This is a genomic window from Brevibacillus sp. FW306-2-1A-C05A (assembly GCF_058781555.1).
The window spans coordinates 38,088-55,612 of sequence record NZ_JBYSWV010000004.1; the positions used below are offsets into that span (position 1 = coordinate 38,088).

The 17,525-nt window shown below is 55.6% G+C and carries 13 protein-coding genes; 10 read left to right on the forward strand and 3 right to left on the reverse strand.

Going from position 1 to position 17,525, the window contains the following annotated elements:
• The first annotated feature begins 125 nt into the window (after positions 1 to 125).
• The gene (locus tag AC3WJN_RS05230) at positions 126 to 1,034 is read left to right on the forward strand and encodes a GNAT family N-acetyltransferase (protein ID WP_007777254.1); all 909 of its coding nucleotides are present in this window, start codon (positions 126 to 128) and stop codon (positions 1,032 to 1,034) included.
• A 17-nt stretch (positions 1,035 to 1,051) separates the two neighbouring features.
• Here AC3WJN_RS05230 and AC3WJN_RS05235 read toward each other — a convergent pair whose 3' ends face one another.
• The gene (locus tag AC3WJN_RS05235; RefSeq protein ID WP_007777251.1) at positions 1,052 to 1,861 is read right to left on the reverse strand and encodes an Fpg/Nei family DNA glycosylase; all 810 of its coding nucleotides are present in this window, start codon (positions 1,859 to 1,861) and stop codon (positions 1,052 to 1,054) included.
• Between the two features lie 200 nt (positions 1,862 to 2,061).
• Here AC3WJN_RS05235 and AC3WJN_RS05240 point away from each other — a divergent pair, with 200 nt between their 5' ends.
• Entirely contained in the window at positions 2,062 to 3,219 is a 1,158-nt protein-coding gene (locus AC3WJN_RS05240; RefSeq protein ID WP_007777248.1) for a THUMP domain-containing class I SAM-dependent RNA methyltransferase, read from the forward strand.
• 36 nt (positions 3,220 to 3,255) lie between these two features.
• Positions 3,256 to 5,952: a DUF4855 domain-containing protein gene (locus AC3WJN_RS05245; protein WP_007777245.1), complete on the forward strand. Its 2,697-nt coding sequence runs from the start codon at positions 3,256 to 3,258 to the stop codon at positions 5,950 to 5,952.
• 153 nt (positions 5,953 to 6,105) lie between these two features.
• On the opposite strand, the gene AC3WJN_RS05250 is transcribed toward AC3WJN_RS05245, so the two are convergent.
• Positions 6,106 to 6,282: a hypothetical protein gene (locus AC3WJN_RS05250; RefSeq protein ID WP_005830291.1), complete on the reverse strand. Its 177-nt coding sequence runs from the start codon at positions 6,280 to 6,282 to the stop codon at positions 6,106 to 6,108.
• A gap of 87 nt (positions 6,283 to 6,369) precedes the next feature.
• Positions 6,370 to 7,608: an MDR family MFS transporter gene (locus AC3WJN_RS05255; RefSeq protein ID WP_005830290.1), complete on the reverse strand. Its 1,239-nt coding sequence runs from the start codon at positions 7,606 to 7,608 to the stop codon at positions 6,370 to 6,372.
• Positions 7,609 to 8,308: 700 nt separating this feature from the next.
• On the opposite strand from AC3WJN_RS05255, the gene AC3WJN_RS05260 reads away from it, so the two are divergent.
• The 7 genes from AC3WJN_RS05260 (at position 8,309) to AC3WJN_RS05290 (ending at position 17,479) form a co-directional block, all read left to right on the forward strand.
• Positions 8,309 to 9,421, forward strand: a complete 1,113-nt coding sequence (locus tag AC3WJN_RS05260; protein WP_005830287.1) for an aminopeptidase — start codon at positions 8,309 to 8,311, stop codon at positions 9,419 to 9,421.
• Between the two features lie 195 nt (positions 9,422 to 9,616).
• Complete coding sequence (locus AC3WJN_RS05265) at positions 9,617 to 10,552, forward strand: RluA family pseudouridine synthase (RefSeq protein ID WP_005830285.1); 936 nt, start codon at positions 9,617 to 9,619, stop codon at positions 10,550 to 10,552.
• Between the two features lie 221 nt (positions 10,553 to 10,773).
• Positions 10,774 to 11,397 (forward strand): YhbD family protein, encoded by a 624-nt coding sequence (locus tag AC3WJN_RS05270; RefSeq protein WP_007786144.1) that lies wholly within the window; start codon positions 10,774 to 10,776, stop codon positions 11,395 to 11,397.
• A gap of 18 nt (positions 11,398 to 11,415) precedes the next feature.
• Complete coding sequence (locus tag AC3WJN_RS05275; RefSeq protein WP_007786142.1) at positions 11,416 to 12,141, forward strand: polymer-forming cytoskeletal protein; 726 nt, start codon at positions 11,416 to 11,418, stop codon at positions 12,139 to 12,141.
• Between the two features lie 329 nt (positions 12,142 to 12,470).
• Positions 12,471 to 13,097, forward strand: coding sequence for a TetR/AcrR family transcriptional regulator (locus tag AC3WJN_RS05280; protein WP_005830281.1), 627 nt, complete (start codon positions 12,471 to 12,473; stop codon positions 13,095 to 13,097).
• A gap of 42 nt (positions 13,098 to 13,139) precedes the next feature.
• Positions 13,140 to 14,372 carry an efflux RND transporter periplasmic adaptor subunit gene (locus tag AC3WJN_RS05285; RefSeq protein ID WP_005830279.1) on the forward strand — a complete coding sequence of 411 codons (1,233 nt, stop codon included), beginning with the start codon at positions 13,140 to 13,142 and terminating at the stop codon, positions 14,370 to 14,372.
• Positions 14,369 to 17,479: an efflux RND transporter permease subunit gene (locus AC3WJN_RS05290; RefSeq protein WP_007786138.1), complete on the forward strand. Its 3,111-nt coding sequence runs from the start codon at positions 14,369 to 14,371 to the stop codon at positions 17,477 to 17,479. Before AC3WJN_RS05285 ends, AC3WJN_RS05290 begins: the two co-directional genes overlap by 4 nt.
• The last annotated feature ends 46 nt before the right edge of the window (positions 17,480 to 17,525 follow it).

Below are 17,525 nucleotides of genomic sequence, written 5' to 3' on the forward strand. Positions count from 1 at the left end.
TTTTTTCTATCTTACCACGCGAAAAGCAGGCGTGACAAAGAAAGCAAATGGCCAAACAGAAAAGATTGAATTTTTCGACCTCTTCAATTAAAATAATTTTATCGAAAAGAATGGAAGGTGATGGGATGATTACCATCAAGCGGATGAGTGACTGTACGTTTGCTGAAGTGACGAAAGCGTGGAACAGAGGATTTGAAGGCTATTTTATTCCGATCGTCATGACGGAGGAAATGCTGGTGCAGCGCCTGGGCAGCGAGGGCTATGCACTGTCGTTGTCTGTCGTCGCTTTTGACGGAACCGAGCCGATTGGACTTGTCGCAAGCGGACTGCGGACGATTGGCGGCCAAAAAGTCGCGTGGAACGGGGGGACAGGTGTCGCCACCGAATACCGCAGGCAAGGAATGGGCCGTCAATTGATTGACGCTACGCTTGCGCTGTACCAAGAAGCGGGCGTGGAGGTTGCCACTCTGGAAGCGATGAGCCAAAACAGCAAAGCGATTGCCTTGTACGAGCAAAAAGGCTACGAAGTGGTAGACCGCCTCTTGTTCTGGCAACGAAGCGGTCCGCTGCCAGAGCACGCTTTTCACGCGCCGACCCAGTCTGACTACCGGATCAGAGGCGTGCTGGCCCAGGAAGTGGCGGCTCTGCCGTTTTACGCGGGGGATGTGGCCTGGCAAAACCAGTGGCAGAGCTTGCGCGACGCACAGGCGCTGGTGGTGGAGGACCGTCGCGGACAGGCAGTCGGGTATGCGATGTACAAAACGATGGTCAATGAAGCCGGACAGGTGAACGCCGTCGTTTTGCGGCAATGCGTGGCACAGCCGGACCATGAAGATGCCCTCGGCATTTTGAACGTCGCCCTTGCCCATGTGTTTGCCCCGTATGAGCGCGATTGCCGCAGGGCCACATTCAATTTGCGGGCAACGGAAGGGCTGCTGCTCGATGCGCTTGAGGCAGCGGGCTTCGGACCGTCGGAAACCGAGCAGGTGTACATGGTCAAACAGATGAAGGCGGCAGAACAAGTCGGGCAGTGACCGGGCAATTTGCCCCTTCAATGCTGGCAGTTGGTGCAGGCAAATACTTTGCGGGACGAAAGCTCGCCTTTTTCAATCGGCTGTCCGCAGCGCGGGCAAGGCTCTCCACTCCGGTCGTACACTTGGCAGCGCTCGTCGAATCCACCCGTCAAGCGGTCGCCGCGATACAGCGGCTGGTCCATGTAGCCGCCGAAGCGGATCGCTTCCGTAAGCACCGTCTGCATGGAATGGTACAGTCTCGCTCGCTCCCCGGCAGTCAGCTCGGGAATGCGCCGCGTCGGCAAAATTCCCGCGTGAAAGCAGATTTCGTCGGAGTAGCAGTTGCCGATGCCTGCGATCCAATGCTGGTCGACCAAGGTTGTTTTCAGCACGCCGCGTTTTTCTGCGAGCAGCTCAAGAAAACGATCGAGCGTAAAGCCCGGCTCCAGCGGCTCGGGGCCGAGCGAGGCCATCCTCTCGTCGATCTGGTCGGGGGTCAAAAGGTGCAAATAGCCAAGGCGCAGCCCGTGAAAATAAAGGATACGCTCGCCAAAGGACAGCGTCACCTGGGCTGTTCGCGCCAGCTTGTCTTCCGCTGTGCCCAAGTAGAGGAAGCCGCCCAGCATGAGGTGCAGCAGCAGGACGTGCCCGCTCTGCAAATGAAACAAAAGGTGCTTCGCGCGCCGTTCGATGAGCGTCAGGCGGTTGCCCTGTACAGTCTGAACAAACTGCGCCGGGGGTACGTTAATCGTCTTTTCCCGCTGGACAGTGGCAGCGGTAATGGCAGCGCCGCAGATTTGCTGATGAAGCAGCCCGCGATACGTTTCCATCTCTGGCAATTCCGGCATTGGCGATTCTCCCCTTCCTGGAAGTGAATGTATTTTCATAGGATTCCCAGTATGGGCAGTCAGCATGCCAGACCCGTTCTCTTTTTGGTGGCGGGTCTTTTGGTATTGTTTTTGCACAAGATTACCAACCCCATTCGTAAATCGGGTAATATAGTATAAGGGTAAGCCCCGAAGCAATTTGGACGGACAGGAGATTACATATGCAAAAAGTAGAATTGATCGCTACGGCGACTTTTGGATTGGAATCGGTGGTGGCGGAGGAAGTAAAAGCGCTCGGCTACGGCCCGGTTCAGGTGGAAAACGGCAAAGTGACGTTTTCCGCCGATATTTCTGCGATTCCTCGCACAAATTTGTGGTTACGAACGGCCGACCGCGTGCGTCTAAAGATAGGGGAATTCAAAGCGACGACGTTTGACGAGCTGTTTGAACAGACAAAGGCCCTGCCTTGGGCCGATTGGATTACGGAAGACGCCGCGTTTCCGGTCGAAGGAAAATCGGTCAAATCCACCTTGTTCAGCGTGCCGGACTGCCAGGCCATCGTGAAAAAAGCGGTGGTGGAGAGTCTGAAAAAAACGTACAAGCGCGACTGGTTTGAGGAAAAAGGGCCGCTGTACAAAATCGAGGTAGCGCTGCTCAAGGATGTGGCGACGCTGACGATTGACACTTCGGGACCGGGGCTGCACAAGCGCGGCTACCGCGAGCTGATCGGTACGGCTCCATTGAAGGAAACGATGGCGGCGGCGATGATTTTGCTGTCCCGCTGGAAACCGGATCGCGTCTTCATGGACCCGTTTTGCGGCTCCGGCACGATTCCGATTGAGGCAGCGCTGATCGGACAAAACATCGCACCGGGAATGAACCGGGAATTTGTGTCCGAAGCGTGGCCCGTCATTCCGAAGACAGCCTGGAGAGGGGCGCGCGCCGAGACGCACGATTTGGCCCGCTACGACCAGAAGCTGGAGATTATCGGAACTGACCTGGATGACGAAATCCTCAAAGTCGCGCGCCGCAATGCCGCCGAAGCGGGCGTGGACGAGCTGATTCATTTCCAGCGCATGGACGTGCGCGATGTGCGGACCAAGCGCAAGTACGGCTATCTGATTTGCAATCCGCCGTACGGGGAGCGCCTGGGCGAGTGGAAGCAGGTCAGCAGGCTGTACGGCGAAATGGGGAAAACGTTTGCTGCCATGGACACGTGGTCTTTTTACATCATCACTTCGGACGAGCAGTTTGAGGAGCATTTCGGGCGGACGGCGAGCAAGAAGCGCAAGCTCTACAACGGCAACATCAAGGTGGACTACTATCAGTTTTTCGGCCCCAAGCCGCCTCGTCAGCCCATGGTTTCCCCGACCGAATAAACGCAGCAGAGGGGCATATTGGAGGAGAAGTTTGCAATGAGAAAGAGAACATTTGGGAGCAAGATGCTTACTGCCTGTCTGGCGCTGTCTGCCTTGCTGGTTCAGGTGGCTCCGCCATCGTATGCGGCAAATGAGCCACAGCAGAAGGCAGAGACCGGAAAAGCAGCGCAGGAGACTGTGGAATTTACCGATTTGGGGAACAGCTATGCACGTAACGCCGTCAATCGGCTGGCCGGGCTGCACCTCATCAGCGGTCAGGGCGATGGCCGCTTCAATCCGCAAAACACCATGTCGCGCCAGGATATCGCGGTGCTGCTGACAAAGGTAGTGGGCTTGCAGCCGAGCCAGATTGAACAGGCTGTGTTTGCCGACGTGCCGAAGGAAAGCCCGTATGCTCCGTTTGTTTACGGACTCGCCGACCTTGGCGTGATGACTGGCAGAGGCAATCAGACACTCGGCGGCTCCGATCCGCTTACCCGGCAGGAGCTGGCCGTCATCCTGTCTCGCTTGATGAAGGCGAGCGGCGTCACAAAAGCGCCGGCACAAAGTACGGTCGCCTACAGCGACGAAGCGGAAATCGCCGACTACGCCAAAGCGGCGGTCGAGGAAGTGACCAACCAGCGCTGGATGCAGGGCGCGGCTGGCAAATTCAACCCGGGCGGAACCGTGACCCGCGCGGAGGCGGCAGTCATCGCGGAGCGCGTGCTCGATGCCCGCTACCAGCAGGCGGAGCAGGTGGATTTTACGTTAGACACGCCGCGTCTGAGCGTGCTTGCAGGTACGAGCGAGCGGCTGGCGGTAAAAAGCGCCAAAGGGGACGAGCTGCCTTTTACCCCGATCTTCGCCTTTGATCGCCCTGAGCTGGGTACGGTGTTGGCAGACGGAACCTTCGTCGCAGGCCCGACTCCGGGAAAAGGAAACTTGACCGTAACAGTGGGCTATAAAACCGTGACGGTCCCGGTGGAGATCAAGGACGCTGGCAAACCGCCTGTCGCAGAGGCGGGAGAGTCTGGCTCAACTGGCACAACCGCCCCGACTGTCACTGCTCCTGCCGATAGACCGCAAGCTGGCGAGAGCAAGCCAGCGACAGAGAGCGAGAAAACGGAAACTGACCCGGCAACGGCTGCCGACGATGCGCAGCAACCAGCAGAAGAGAAAGAAGCGGTCGAGCCTGCCGAGCAGGACGAGCTGGTCAACATCGCTCCGGGCAGCTTCACCTCGGTCGCTACTTTTGGACCGCCGGACTCGTATTTCCAGCAGGTGGAAAAGCAGTATCCAGGCCCTGTAGGCGGACTGGTCACGCCTTCCGAGGAATGGACCGGGTACAACCGTCAGTTCGGCCGCAAGGTGACGGTTGCGCTCAACGAAGCAAAGCCGCTGGAGCGGGTCGCGTTGACGTTCAAGCAGCAAAAAACGTCCGGGATCACGCTGCCGGAATACATGGAAGTCGAAGTGTCCCGCGACGGTAAAGCGTGGTCGTACGCCGGACGCGCTGTCCACGACGTTCCTGCTAGCGAGAATCAGGTGGTCGTGCGCACGCTCGCCGTCACGCTGCCTGATGTACAAACGCGTTACGTCCGGGTATCGTTCCCGGTGAAGGTGTTTGCTTTTGCCCGCCAATTGGAGGTCTGGGCGAAAAACGAGAGCGACTGGCAAGGCGGAGCTGTCCTCTTGCCGCCGCCAAGCCCGGCGAAAGCGACGCAGGACCAAAAAGCGACGCGCCGCGTGGAAAACATGCTGCTCGCTTACTCGGGAGCGTATGGAGAGCGCGGAACGTGGACGAAGGAAGATTTTCTGCCGATGGTCGGCTATCGCACTGCGGACGGCTACATGCGCGACCAGATGTTCGACACGATCCTTTTCCTGCCGTACCAGAACATGCCTGTCACCAAAGACGGCTGGCGCGGCTACATGAATGACTTGTTCGGTACTGGCAAGCAGCTCGATGCGTTGAACCAGGCGATGCGGGAGTACAATCGCCTGCGCGGCACGCTGTACACGACGCCGACCCAGGAAAATGTCGTGCTGGCCTTGCCGTATCCAAACGCTGCTCAAACCAACTTCGGCCAGATTGCGGACAACAAGCCGTCCTTGTCGTTCAATCCTGCGGGAATCGGGGAGGAACAGGCTTACCTGAACCGCAAGGCGGCGCTGGAATGGTACTTCCAGGAGCTGCAAAAGCGCTGGAACAAGGAAGGGTACGCCTATCTGAAGCTGGAAGGCATCTACTGGTTCCACGAGCTGATCGAGGACAGCGCCCCGAAAGAGCGCACCCTCATTCGCGACATGGCCAGCATGGTGCATAACGAAGCGCTGCGTTTTTACTGGATTCCTTACTACGGGGCGCCGGGCGTGGCCGAGTGGAAGTCGTTGTCCTTCGATTACGCGTTCCTGCAGCCTAACTACTACAGCGACAAGCCTGTGCAGCTCGACCGGATCGAAGGCGTGCTGGACGTCGTCAGCAAGTACGGGATGGGCGTAGAGATCGAAGGGGACGAGCGGATGTACCGCGATCCGAAGTTCTACCAGACTTACTACAACCAGCTCGTAGCTGCCCACAAGCTGGGGATGGACAAAAACAACATCCACGCTTACTACTACGGCTCCAAGACGCTGATCGAGTCGGCGAACAGCAAGGACCCGGTCATGCGCGCCATTTACGACGATACGTACAAATGGATGCGCGGACGTTTTGACCGGGAAGAATATTTTGAGGCGACCGAGCTGCCTTAGGGCGTGAAAAAAAGAGTCTGTTTCCCCGCGTGTGGTGGGAGACAGGCTCTTTTTTGGTGCGTGGGCGGATTAGAGGTCAGGGCGGACTTCGCTCGTGTAGCATCGGACAGAGTCAGGCCCCTTCAAGCTTGCTTGCAGCAGCAGCGCTGTTCGCTACACGGGAGAAGACGGCATTTTTCCGAGCGTCTGCCCACGGATTGCTACCAGATCGCGCAAGATCGCCGCTCGCATCGAAACGAGCCGCGGACACGGGTGATAGTAGTCTTGGCCGTTGGAGCATTTTTTGCCGAAAACAGGGACACCGGACAAGGCAATTTGCTTTTTCCACAAGCTTTTCAGCGCAGAAAAGTGCCGCCATGACCTTCGTTGCAAGCACCTTTTATTACGTACAGGCTGCCACTCGTCCCTGACCTGTGCCTAGTCTGCCTGTTTGGCCGGGATCATGCGGAACAAGACGATATACAGATAGGCGCTGAGCAAGGTAATCCCGAGAATCACGCTGAACACTCCCAGCGGAGAGAGCCATTGGGACAGCCCGATCGTCAGCGGGGCAATGAAGCGTCCGATGGAAAACTGCAGCGAAGAAGCCCCCATATACTGCCCGCGCGCGTCTTCTGGCGAGTATTTGCTGATGAAGCTTTGCGCGACCGGCGTGCGGATCAGCTCGCCCAAGGTCAGTACGCCCATACAGGCGAACAGCAGCCAAATATTTGTGGTAAAGGCCATGAAAAACATGCCGAATCCGTACAGGACAGACGAAATCACGAGGCTGTTGCGGTCGTTCCAGCTTTCAAACCAGCGCGTGACAGGCAGGGTGAACAGGACGACGAGCAGGCCGTTTAGTCCCATCAGCCAGCCGAATGCGCTCGTGCCCCCCACAGACAGCTTCCAGTCGCCCCAGGACAGCAGCGTCTGGTCAAAGACGTGCTCTTTGATGTACAAAGCCATGTACATATCGAGCTGCATGAAGGCGAAAGCGATCAGGATGCCCGCGACGATGTAGAGGGCGAAAGCCTTGTCGCGGAAAATAATCGCGTAGCTTTTGAATTGCTGGGTCAGGGAAAAACGTTCCTTGGCCTTTTCCTGGCGAATGTGATCGGGCAGCGTCTCTTTTATCAGGAAAAAGAGGGCGAGCGCAAACAAAAACTCGATGATTGTACAGACGAGCAACAGCTCTGAGCGGTAGTGGACGAAAAAGAACGAGCCGAGAACAGGGCCAGCCACGACCCCGATGTTCATCGCGGTGTAAAATGTGGCGAAGACGATCCGGCGGTCTTCCTCCGTCGTCAGGTCGGCGACCATGGCAGAGCTGGCAGGCCAGTAAAGCGCCCCGCCAATCCCGATCCCGATAAACGCGATATAGTCAATCCACGGCGATGGGGAGAAAGCAAACAGGGCAAACATCGCCGTCGACGTACAGAGCGAGAGCAGCATCGTAAATCGCCGCCCTACCCGGTCAGCCAAATAGCCCCCGAACAGATTGAACAGCATGCCGAGCAGCGGCGGCACCATCAGGAGCAGCCCGGCTACGTCCTTGCCGAACGTATCGCTGAAGTAAAGCGCCATAAACGGAAAGTACATCCAGAAAAAAGTATGGGTAATCAGTTCGCCAAAAAGACGCACCTTTAAGTTCAAATCCCACGAACGCCATTGCATGACACAAATTCCTCCATTTCTTTTTACGTTCAAATAATCAGCAGGTGCCGTGACCGCGCTTTTTTCCGAAAGAGGACAAGGCGGCTGCTCTTTTTGGGCCAAACATCTCGATGCACGGCTCTTCGCGGGTTTTTCCACAACAAAAAGCGCAAACGGCTGGAGAGACAATGCTCTTTTCCGCTTGCGCTTGATCGGACGATACAAGGGTGGCAGGAAAATCCGAAAAATCGGGGAGCAAAGAAGGCTTTGTGCCCACGAAAAAAGGGTACAAAAAGCCAACTGCTCACACCGCGTATCGGCACCCACCAGTCATATCGGGAAAAAGACGGAAGCGGTTCAGGCATCCTGCAGTATCAAACGATAGATAGGGTTGGTAAGAGGCGGGGCCTCTCAGCAAAAGGCCCTACCTAAGCAGTGATAACTACAGAAAACACCATGAACTCAGCACTCCCGTCTTTCAAAATATTTGAACAGGTAAACTCTTGTTGATTAGAATACTCTACGGAAATGATTTTAGGCAAGAGAAATTTTCGCTTTTTTTGGAATTGTACCAAGCGCTGTCAGCTTCCGCCCCGTTGCGCGCTCGCAGGTGGTATGATAGTCAGGACGAGGCGGACAGAGTCGGAGCCTGATTGAAAAAGCGCCGCCCATTCGGTAAAATATTTTTTATTAAGTTCATGATGAAAACGGGGGAGATTGAATGTTGGACACTCGAATTGTCAAGCTGGCAGAAAATCTGCTCAGTCATTCCGTGCGGTTGCAGGAAAAGGAAACGCTGTTGATTGAAGTGCGCGGGGAAGGCCACGCGCTGGCAAAAGAGCTGGTCAAGCAAGCGTACGCCAAGGGAGCCTATCCGTTTGTGCGGGTTCTGGACATGCAAATCCAGCGGGAGCTGATGATGGGAACAAGCGCAGAGCGGGCGACCCATCTGGCCAAGTGGGAAGAGCCGATGTTCAAGGATCTCGATACGTATATCGTTATCAACGGCCCGTCCAATGACAGCGAAATGTCAGATGTGCCGGTAGACCGTCGCCGCGCCCACCAGAGCGTGATGCAAGAGCTGAACGATTACCTCGTATCGAATGTGCGCTGGACGCTGCTCAACTACCCGACAACGGCGATGGCCCAGAGTGCCAACATGTCTACAGAGGCGTTCGAAGACTTTTACTTCGATGTCTGCTCCCTGGACTACAAAAAGATGCACGAGGCATTCCTCCCGTTGAAACAATTGATGGACCGCACAGACAAAGTGCGTCTGGTCGGGCCGGGAACCGACCTGCGCTTCTCGATCAAGGACATCCCGAACGTCATCTGCTCCGGACTGCGCAATATCCCGGACGGCGAAATCTTCACCGCACCTGTGCGCGATTCGGTGAACGGCAAGATTACGTTCAACACAGCGACCAGCTATATGGGCACCCGGTTTGAAAATGTCAGCCTGACGTTTGAAAACGGCAAAATCGTAGAAGCGACCGCCAACAACACCGAGAAGCTCAACCAAATTTTCGACACGGACGAAGGCGCGCGGTACATCGGCGAGTTTGCGATCGGCGTGCACCCGTACATTTTGCATCCGATGAACGACATCCTGTTCGACGAGAAGATTGCGGGCAGCTTCCACTTCACGCCAGGCCGCGCGTATGAAAACGCAGACAACGGCAACCGCAGCCAGATCCACTGGGACATGGTGAATATCCAGCGCCCTGAGTACGGCGGCGGCGAAATCTGGTTTGACGACGTCCTGATTCGCAAGGACGGCCTGTTTGTCCTGCCTGAGCTGCAAGGGCTGAACCCGGAAAACCTGAAAGGGTAACCACGAGAAAAACAAGCCATCATGCTACGAGCATGGTGGTTTTTTTGGCAACGATAGTTTCCGCCAAAGGCTTGGCGCAGCCGAGATTGCTGTGGCCTGCAGGCAGCTTGCGGGAGCGCGGGCAATTTGGGAGGCGGGCATGTCAGGCGTCCTTTTGCTACAATAGGGAAAAAGCATGGAACAGAGGGATCAGACGTGAGCCGCAAAGACTGGATGGAATACACCGTCAAGGAAGAAGACACCGGAATGAACGTGGAACAAATTGTCCGGCAAAAGCTGAGCGTATCCGGGCGCATGATGCAGCGGCTGACGAGAAGCAAAGGGATTTTGCTCAACCGCAAGCCGCCTTTTTTGCAGCGGCAGGTGAAGGCGGGAGATGTGATCGCTGTGCGCGTAGCCGATCGGCAGGAGCAGCTTCAACCGCCGCCGCAGCTTGCTGCCCAACCGTTGACCACGGACAGCAAGGTTGTTCCGGTGGACATTTTGTATGAGGACGATCATTTGCTGGTCGCAAACAAACCGGCAGGCTTGATGGTGCATCCCGTCAAGCAGGAGCATAATGAAACATTGTTGCACTCGTTGGCTGATCTGTTCGCCAAAAGGGGAGAGAGCGTCAGCATCCATCCCGTGCATCGACTCGATAAAGACACCTCCGGGGCCATCCTCGTGGCAAAGAGCAGCTACGGCCATCAGTTGGCTGACCGGGTCCTGCGCGAAGGAGGCCTGCACCGCGAATATTTGGCCGTAGTCAGCGGACGGCTGGCAGATGGCACGGGGACGATTGAAGCGCCCATCGGCAAAGACCCGCGCCATCCGACGAAAAGGCGGGTGACAGACGGCGGAGATCACGCTGTCACGCATTACGAGGTGAAACAGACTTCGGAAGGGATGTCTCTCGTCCGCGTCTGGCTGGAGACGGGGCGAACGCACCAAATACGCGTACACTTCGCCCATATCGGCCACCCGCTCGCAGGAGACACGCTGTACGGCGGAGCGAGAGGGCTGTTGCGCAGGCAGGCATTGCATGCCGCCAGCTTGCGCTTTGTGCATCCGCTGCTCGAAAAGGAGCTGGCGGTAGAAGCTCCGGTGCCAGCAGACATGAGGCGGTTGCTGCAGGCTGAATTTGCATAGGTGTGAGGAAAAGAAAAGGACTTTGCCAGAAGTCCTTTTTTTCGTATAGAGCCGATGTTTATCCGGCATGCGTGCAAGATGGCGAGACTGGGGACGAAGGGAGAAGCAAGACTCAAGGCCGCGTCAATGGCCTGGCTCAGCCAAATTTTCTAATGGGCAAAACGAAAGGGAGTTGAATAACGTAACAGTGTTATGTTACATTGTTTTTGGAGGTGCTTTACATGGACCCTAACCTGATCTCAAAAAAGGAGTTGCTGGAGCTGACGGGGATATCGTACGGCCAACTGTACCGCTGGAAGCGCAAAAACCTGATTCCAGAGGACTGGTTTATTCGGCGGGCGACTTTTACCGGACAGGAAACCTTTTTCCCGCGAGAACAGATCATGAACAGGATCGAAAAGATCGTTCACATGAAAGACGACTTGTCTCTCGATGAGCTGGCCGACATGTTTTCCCCCAATTTGGCTAGTACGCAACTGACCTCCGACGAGCTGCTTGCGCGAAACATTGTTTCTGTGCATTCCCTGGAGCTGTTTGCAAAGTACTACGGCAAGCCGGAGGTGTACTCGTTCGAGCAGATGCTGTACGTCTACGTCCTGGATCGGCTGTTGAAAACGGGGGAAATGAGCGTCGACGAGAGCGGCGGGCTGTTGCAGGTGCTGGTCGATCACTATCCGAGCTTTGAGGGCAAGGCTTGCGAACTGATTTTTGTGCGGAAAATGGGGATTTCCACGTTTGCGCTGGTGCAAGGCTCCGCTGATCTGCATTTTGACAGCGGGACGAAATGGGTGGTTCGGCTGAACTTGGCCGCATGCATAGAAGAGTTGAAAGCAAAAATCTTGTAGGCATAGGAGATGAGGGCGATGAGCGAAAACAAGCCAGACCTCGTCATTCACGGCTCGGTGAATGCTTCGGGAGGCACGTATAACAAAGTAGATGTGCAGGGCTTTGGCAAAATCAAAGGGGATGTGGAGTGCGAGACGCTGCATTGCGCGGGCCATCTCGGCATCGCCGGGAATGTGCGGGGAGCATCGGCAAAGGTGGAGGGAAATTCGTCCATCAGCGGCAACGCCGAGCTGGAAACGATCGAAGTGTACGGCCAGCTCGATGTGGATGGTGACTTGTCTTTTACCAAAATGAGAGTAGACGGCAGCACGAAGGTGCGCGGCAGCCTGACAGGCGAAGAAGTGAAGGTGCGCGGCATGCTGAAGACGACAGGGGATTGCGAAGCAGAAGTGTTCTCTGCAAAAGGCGCGTTTACCGTTGGCGGCCTGCTGAATGCAGGGCGGATCGAAGTCTATCTGCACGCCGGCTGCGAGGCAAAGGAAATGGGCGGAGAGTACATCGAGGTCCGCAAGGGAGGCAGCAGCACGCTCAACAAGCTGTTGAAGCATATTTTTAACAACGCCTTCATCCTCTCGGTAGACACGATTGAAGGCGATGACATTTATTTGGAATATACACACGCCAAGGTCGTTCGCGGCAAAAACGTCGAGATTGGACCGGGCTGCGAGATTGAGCTGGTCGAGTCTTCGGAAGAGTTTCGTCTCGATCCCGACTCCCAGGTCAAGCAGCATGTAAAGCGGTGAGGCCGACAGGTTGAAACCTTCGGCTTGGCATTTGGATATCCGGCTGCCATATGCCGTGGTGTACATCTCTGGGAAAAGAGCAGTTGCAAAAAAAGCATGCGAAAACTCATTCTGGCAAAGCAACAAACGGCCTAGAGTAGCGGGTGGATGCTATGCAGCCGGACAAAAAACAAGCTGAGGGAGAGCTTGTTTTTTTGTTAGGGGAGATGAAGTGAATTTTTTCGTTTGCGAACGCATGCAAGTATTTACATGCATGCATCGCCGGGATATAATGTGCATGGAAATTTATGAAAATGAAAGCAATTGCTTGCATGGTTCGGAGGTGCATTATGGATCACCCACATATAGATCAGGCTTCTGGAGGGAGGGGAGAGGAGCAGGAGACGCGGGAGAAAATTTTGTCTGCGGCCCGCCAGTTGATGGCGCAAAAAGGCTACAAGGGAGCGACGACCCGCAAAATTTCCGAACTGGCCGGAGTTAATGAGGTGACGATTTTTCGCCATTTCAAAACGAAGGTGGCAATTCTCGAAGAGCTGCTCAAAGACGTTCTCGACGTGCGGGAGCAGTTGGAGCAAGGGCTGCAGGGCGAGTTCGCCAACGTCAAAGAGATGCTTATTACGTATGCAAGGACGTATTACCACTTGCTGGTGGAGCGCAAAGAAATTTTGATGATTTGCATTGTCGAGGCAGACAATTACCCGGAGGTCGTCAAGCTGTTCAGCAGTTTGCCGATGACCGCCGTAGACGTGCTGAGCGCAAAGCTCGCCGAATTTCAGGAGCAGGGACACCTGCCCAAATCTGATCCTTGCACAGCGGCTTTGATGTTCATTTCGACGTTCTTTTATGCGTTCATGGCCAAGTACCGCGTCAGCCTTGATGCCCCGATCATCAATGACGAGGAACAACTGTATGAGCATGCGTCAGAAATTTTGCTGGAAGGAATCAAACGGGCGTAAAAAAACAAAATCGTGTGATGGTACATAGGAGCGGGGGAAGTCATGAAGAGAAAATGGCTTGTGTCTGTAATGATGATGGGATTGTTGACAACAACGGCATGCAGTGAGCAGCAGCCTGCCGCAGCCCCGGAAAAGGAAGTCAAGCAGGTCGTCGTGGCCGCAGTCAAAAAGGAACAGGCGGAAACGGTGTCAGAGCTGTCTGGAACGCTGGAGCCGCTGGAAGAGGCTGTCGTCTCTTTTGAAGTGGGCGGCCAGCTCGTGGAGATGGCAAAAAACGAGGGCGACAAGGTCAAGGCGGGGGATGTGCTGGCTCGGCTCAACGCGCAGGACTATTCGCTGCAGGTCGCTTCCTCGGACGCAGCGGTTCAACAGAGCGCTGCCAATCTGAGCAAGGTCAACAACGGAGCGCGGGAGCAGGAGATCGCCCAGGCGCGGCTGCTGGTCGAAAAGGCAACGGTTGCTCTGCAAAAAATGCAGGATGATTTCAAACGGATTGAACAGCTTTATCAGCAAAAGGCGATTTCGCAAAGCGAGTTCGAGACGGCGCAGAACGGGCTGACGCTTGCGCAAAAAGATTTGCAAAATGCACAACAGGCGTACTCGCTGGTGACCCAGGGGGCGCGTCCAGAAGACAAGGAGCTGAGCCGGGCCACCTACAACCAGGCTGTGATCGCAAAACAAGTGGCGGCAAGCACCCTGGCAAAAACACAGCTTCGCTCTCCCATCAATGGCACCATCATCGCCAAGCTCACATCTGCGGGCAATCTGGTCGGATCCGGGACTCCTGTGTACAAGGTCGGCAATATCGACACGCTAAAAGTCGTGCTGCCAGTACCTGACCGCGAGATTTCCGTCTGGAAGGAAGGCGAGACGATTTCGCTCGATCTGTACGGCCAGAAGCGCGACGGCAAGGTCACCAAAATATACCCGGCGACCAACCAGAGCACAGGGACGATCGGTGTGGAAGTGCAGGTGGCCAACTCCGCGCACGACTGGTTTGCCGGGCAAGTCGTCAAGGCGACCAAGACGATCAAAGGGCAGGCTGGCGTCTATGTTCCGGTTGAGGCCGTTATCAGCCGAGGAAAAGACGACGCCCATGTGTTTCTCAATGCGGGCGGCAAGGCTGTAAAAACAAAGGTAGAGATCGGACAGATTTCCAATGACAAACTGGAAATTAAAAGCGGGCTGAAAGAGGGGGACCAACTGATCGTCAAAGGTGTCGACCGTTTGTTTGACGGCGACCCGATTGAGTCGGCAGGAGGGAACCAGCCGTGATTACGTACATCGTCAAGAAACGCAAGATCACACTGCTGTTTTTTGTCATGGTCGTGCTGGTCGGCTTCCTTAGCTTTTTTCAGCTACCGAAGCAGGAGTCGCCTGACATCATCGTCAACCTGGCGACCGTGACAACCATTTACCCGGGAGCTTCGCCAGAGAAGGTCGAGCAGACGGTGACGAAGAAGCTGGAGGAAAAAATCAACGAGTTGCAAGGACTGAGCTATATTTCCTCCACCTCTTCGCTAGGCGTCTCCTCGATCATCGTGGAAGCGAAAAGCGATGTGGACCCGAAGCAAAAATGGGATGAGCTGCGCAAAAAGGTAAAAGACGCAGAGGCCGAGCTTCCGGCAGATGCAAAGCAGCCGATCATCAACGACGACCTGAACCGCACGTTTGTCCAGACGTTTGCGGTGACGGCAGATTCGCGGGAGCAACTGTACAGCATGCGCGACATGCTGAAGTCGTGGAAAGAGCAACTGCGCACGATTCCCAATGTGGCGGACGTCCAGGTAGAAGGCTTGCCGAAGCAGGAAGTTCACATCGAGGTGGATACGCAAAAGCTGAGCCAATACGGCATAACGTGGAGCCAGGTAATGATGGCGGTCAAACGGGAAAATGAAAAAATCCCGCTGGGCGATTTGACGACCGACAAACGCACTTATCAATTGAAGCTGGCGGAAAACGTGAATGTGGAAGAGCTGAACAACGTATTGATCTCCCGCACACAAGCGGGCTTCCCGATCTATTTGAAGGACATCGGGCAGGCGAAGCTGACGACGGAGACAGTCAAATCGGTCTCTTATTACAACGGCAAGCCTTCGATCTCGGTCAGCATCAATGCGGAGACAGGAAGCGACGTGCCATCGCTGCAAAAGCGCGTGGACGAAATGATGCTGACGCTGGACAAATCGCTGCCAGTCTGGGCGGAAAGACATTCGATCTACAGCCAAAACGAGCGCGTGGATGAGCTGTTCAGCGATCTTACCCGGGAAATGATTATTGCCGTCATCGCGGTTTTGCTCGTCTGCACGCTGGGCTTGAACCTGATTACTTCGTTTGTCGTGGCTTTGGCGATCCCGATTTCGCTTGCGGTGGGGCTCTTGTTCTTGCCGTCGCTTGGCATCACGATGAACATGATTTCGATTGTCTCGCTCATTATCGTGTTGGGAATTTTGGTCGATGACGCCGTGGTAGTGAACGACAACATTGAGCGGCGCTTGTCCGTGCTGGGCGAAAAGCCGCTGGCGGCAGCAGTCAACGGCGCCAGGGAAGTGTCCATTTCGATTGTGACCGCGACATTGGCGACGATTGCCTCGTTTGCCCCGCTGATGTTTTTGAACGGAAACGCAGGCCAGTTCATTCGCCCCGTCCCGGCGATCATTTCGTTGACGATGCTGGCGTCCATGATTATGTCGCTGACGATCATTCCGATTTTCCGGCAATGGTATGAAGAGCGGCGCAAAGCAGGCGCGGAAGGGTACCGCAAGCCTGCGGGGCTGCTGGGCAAACAACTGACGCAGTTGACGAACTGGTACGCAGGCAAGCTGATGCCGAAAATTCTCAAGCGTCCGCTGTTGGCCGGGATGATTGGCGTTTTGATCGGGACGGCCGCATACGGCTTGATTCCGCTCACTCCCGTGCAGTTGTTCCCGAACGATGACCGCCCGCAGTTTCTCGTAGATATTCGCGTGCCAGTAGGGAGCAGTCTGGAGGAGACAGATCGGGTCGTGCGGGGTGTATCCGACTGGATCATGAAGCAGCATGGAATCGAATCGGTCGCTTCCTACGCCGGGGGCAGCGCTCCGAAAATGTTTGGCGGCGACACAGAGGCGGGAAGCGGCATCACCGTCGGGCAGCTCGTCGTGCGTTTTAATGAAAAGGAAACGAAGATCGAAAACATGCTGGAGCCTTGGACGGAAGAGTTCAAGAAAATGTACCCGGAAGCGACTGTTTTGCCTAAGCAGTTGGAGGCGGGACCACCTGTCGGCAAGCCGGTTGTCATCCGCGTGTACGGGGAAGACATCGAGACGCTCCGCTCGCTTGCGGCGCAAATCAAAGACAAGGTGGCGGGGATTGCAGGCACCTACGACGTGCAGGATAATTTCGGCCTAGAGCGCTACACGCTTGAATTTGTCGTCAACAAAGAGCTGATGGAGCAAAAGCTGGTCAACTACACGGACCTGTCGACGACGCTCAGGTTGGTCAGCGAAGGGATCAGCGTCAGCGAGTTCGACACCGGCGACGAATTGATCGACATGAAGCTGTTCCTGCAAAAAGGCGAAGAAGACCCTGCTCTGTTGTTTCAGCGTCTGAGCATCGCCAACGCCCGTGGCGAGCTGATTCCGCTGTCGCAACTGGCGGAAGTAAAGCCGACTTTCAGCACGCAGGCGATTCCGCATCGCGATTTGTCGCGGAGCGTAACGGTATCGGCTGATGTCAAAAACCGCACGGCAACAGAAGTGATGACGGAAATTCAGCCGATGCTCGACAGCATGTCTTTGCCCGAAGGCTATCGCATTGACATCGGCGGGGAAACGTCAGAGCAGACGGATATTTTTATCGACATGGGCAAACTGTCCATTCTCGTCGTGTTCCTGATCTTGATTTTGATTGCGATGCAATTTTACTCGCTGTCCATCCCGGTGCTGGTCATGAGCACCGTCTACTTGGCGGTAGCGGGCAGTCTGATCGGACTGTTCGTGACCCAGACCCCGCTTGGCTTCATGACGATGATGGGAGTCATCTCGCTGTCGGGAATCGTCGTGCGCAACGGAATTGTGTTCATCGAGTTCATCGAAGAGGCGCGGCATGCAGGGGCAGAGCTGAAGCAAGCTGTCATTTCGGCAGGCGAGGCGCGCTTGCGGCCGATTTTGCTGACCTCGTTTACTGCGGTGGCGGGTCTCATGCCGCTCGCGATTTCCGGCGACGTCCTGTTCAAGCCGCTCGCCGTCACGATCATTTCCGGCCTGCTGTTCTCGACGCTGTTGACGTTGATAGTCGTGCCGTCCTTCTACACGGTGCTGACCCAGCGCAAGCTGAAAAAGCAGGCGAAAAAAGCGGCAAAGCGTCCGGACTTGTACGGGCCGGAGGCAGAGATGATGTAAGGAAAATACAGCAGCGGCAGTCTCTCGCGCAATTTGCGACAGGGAC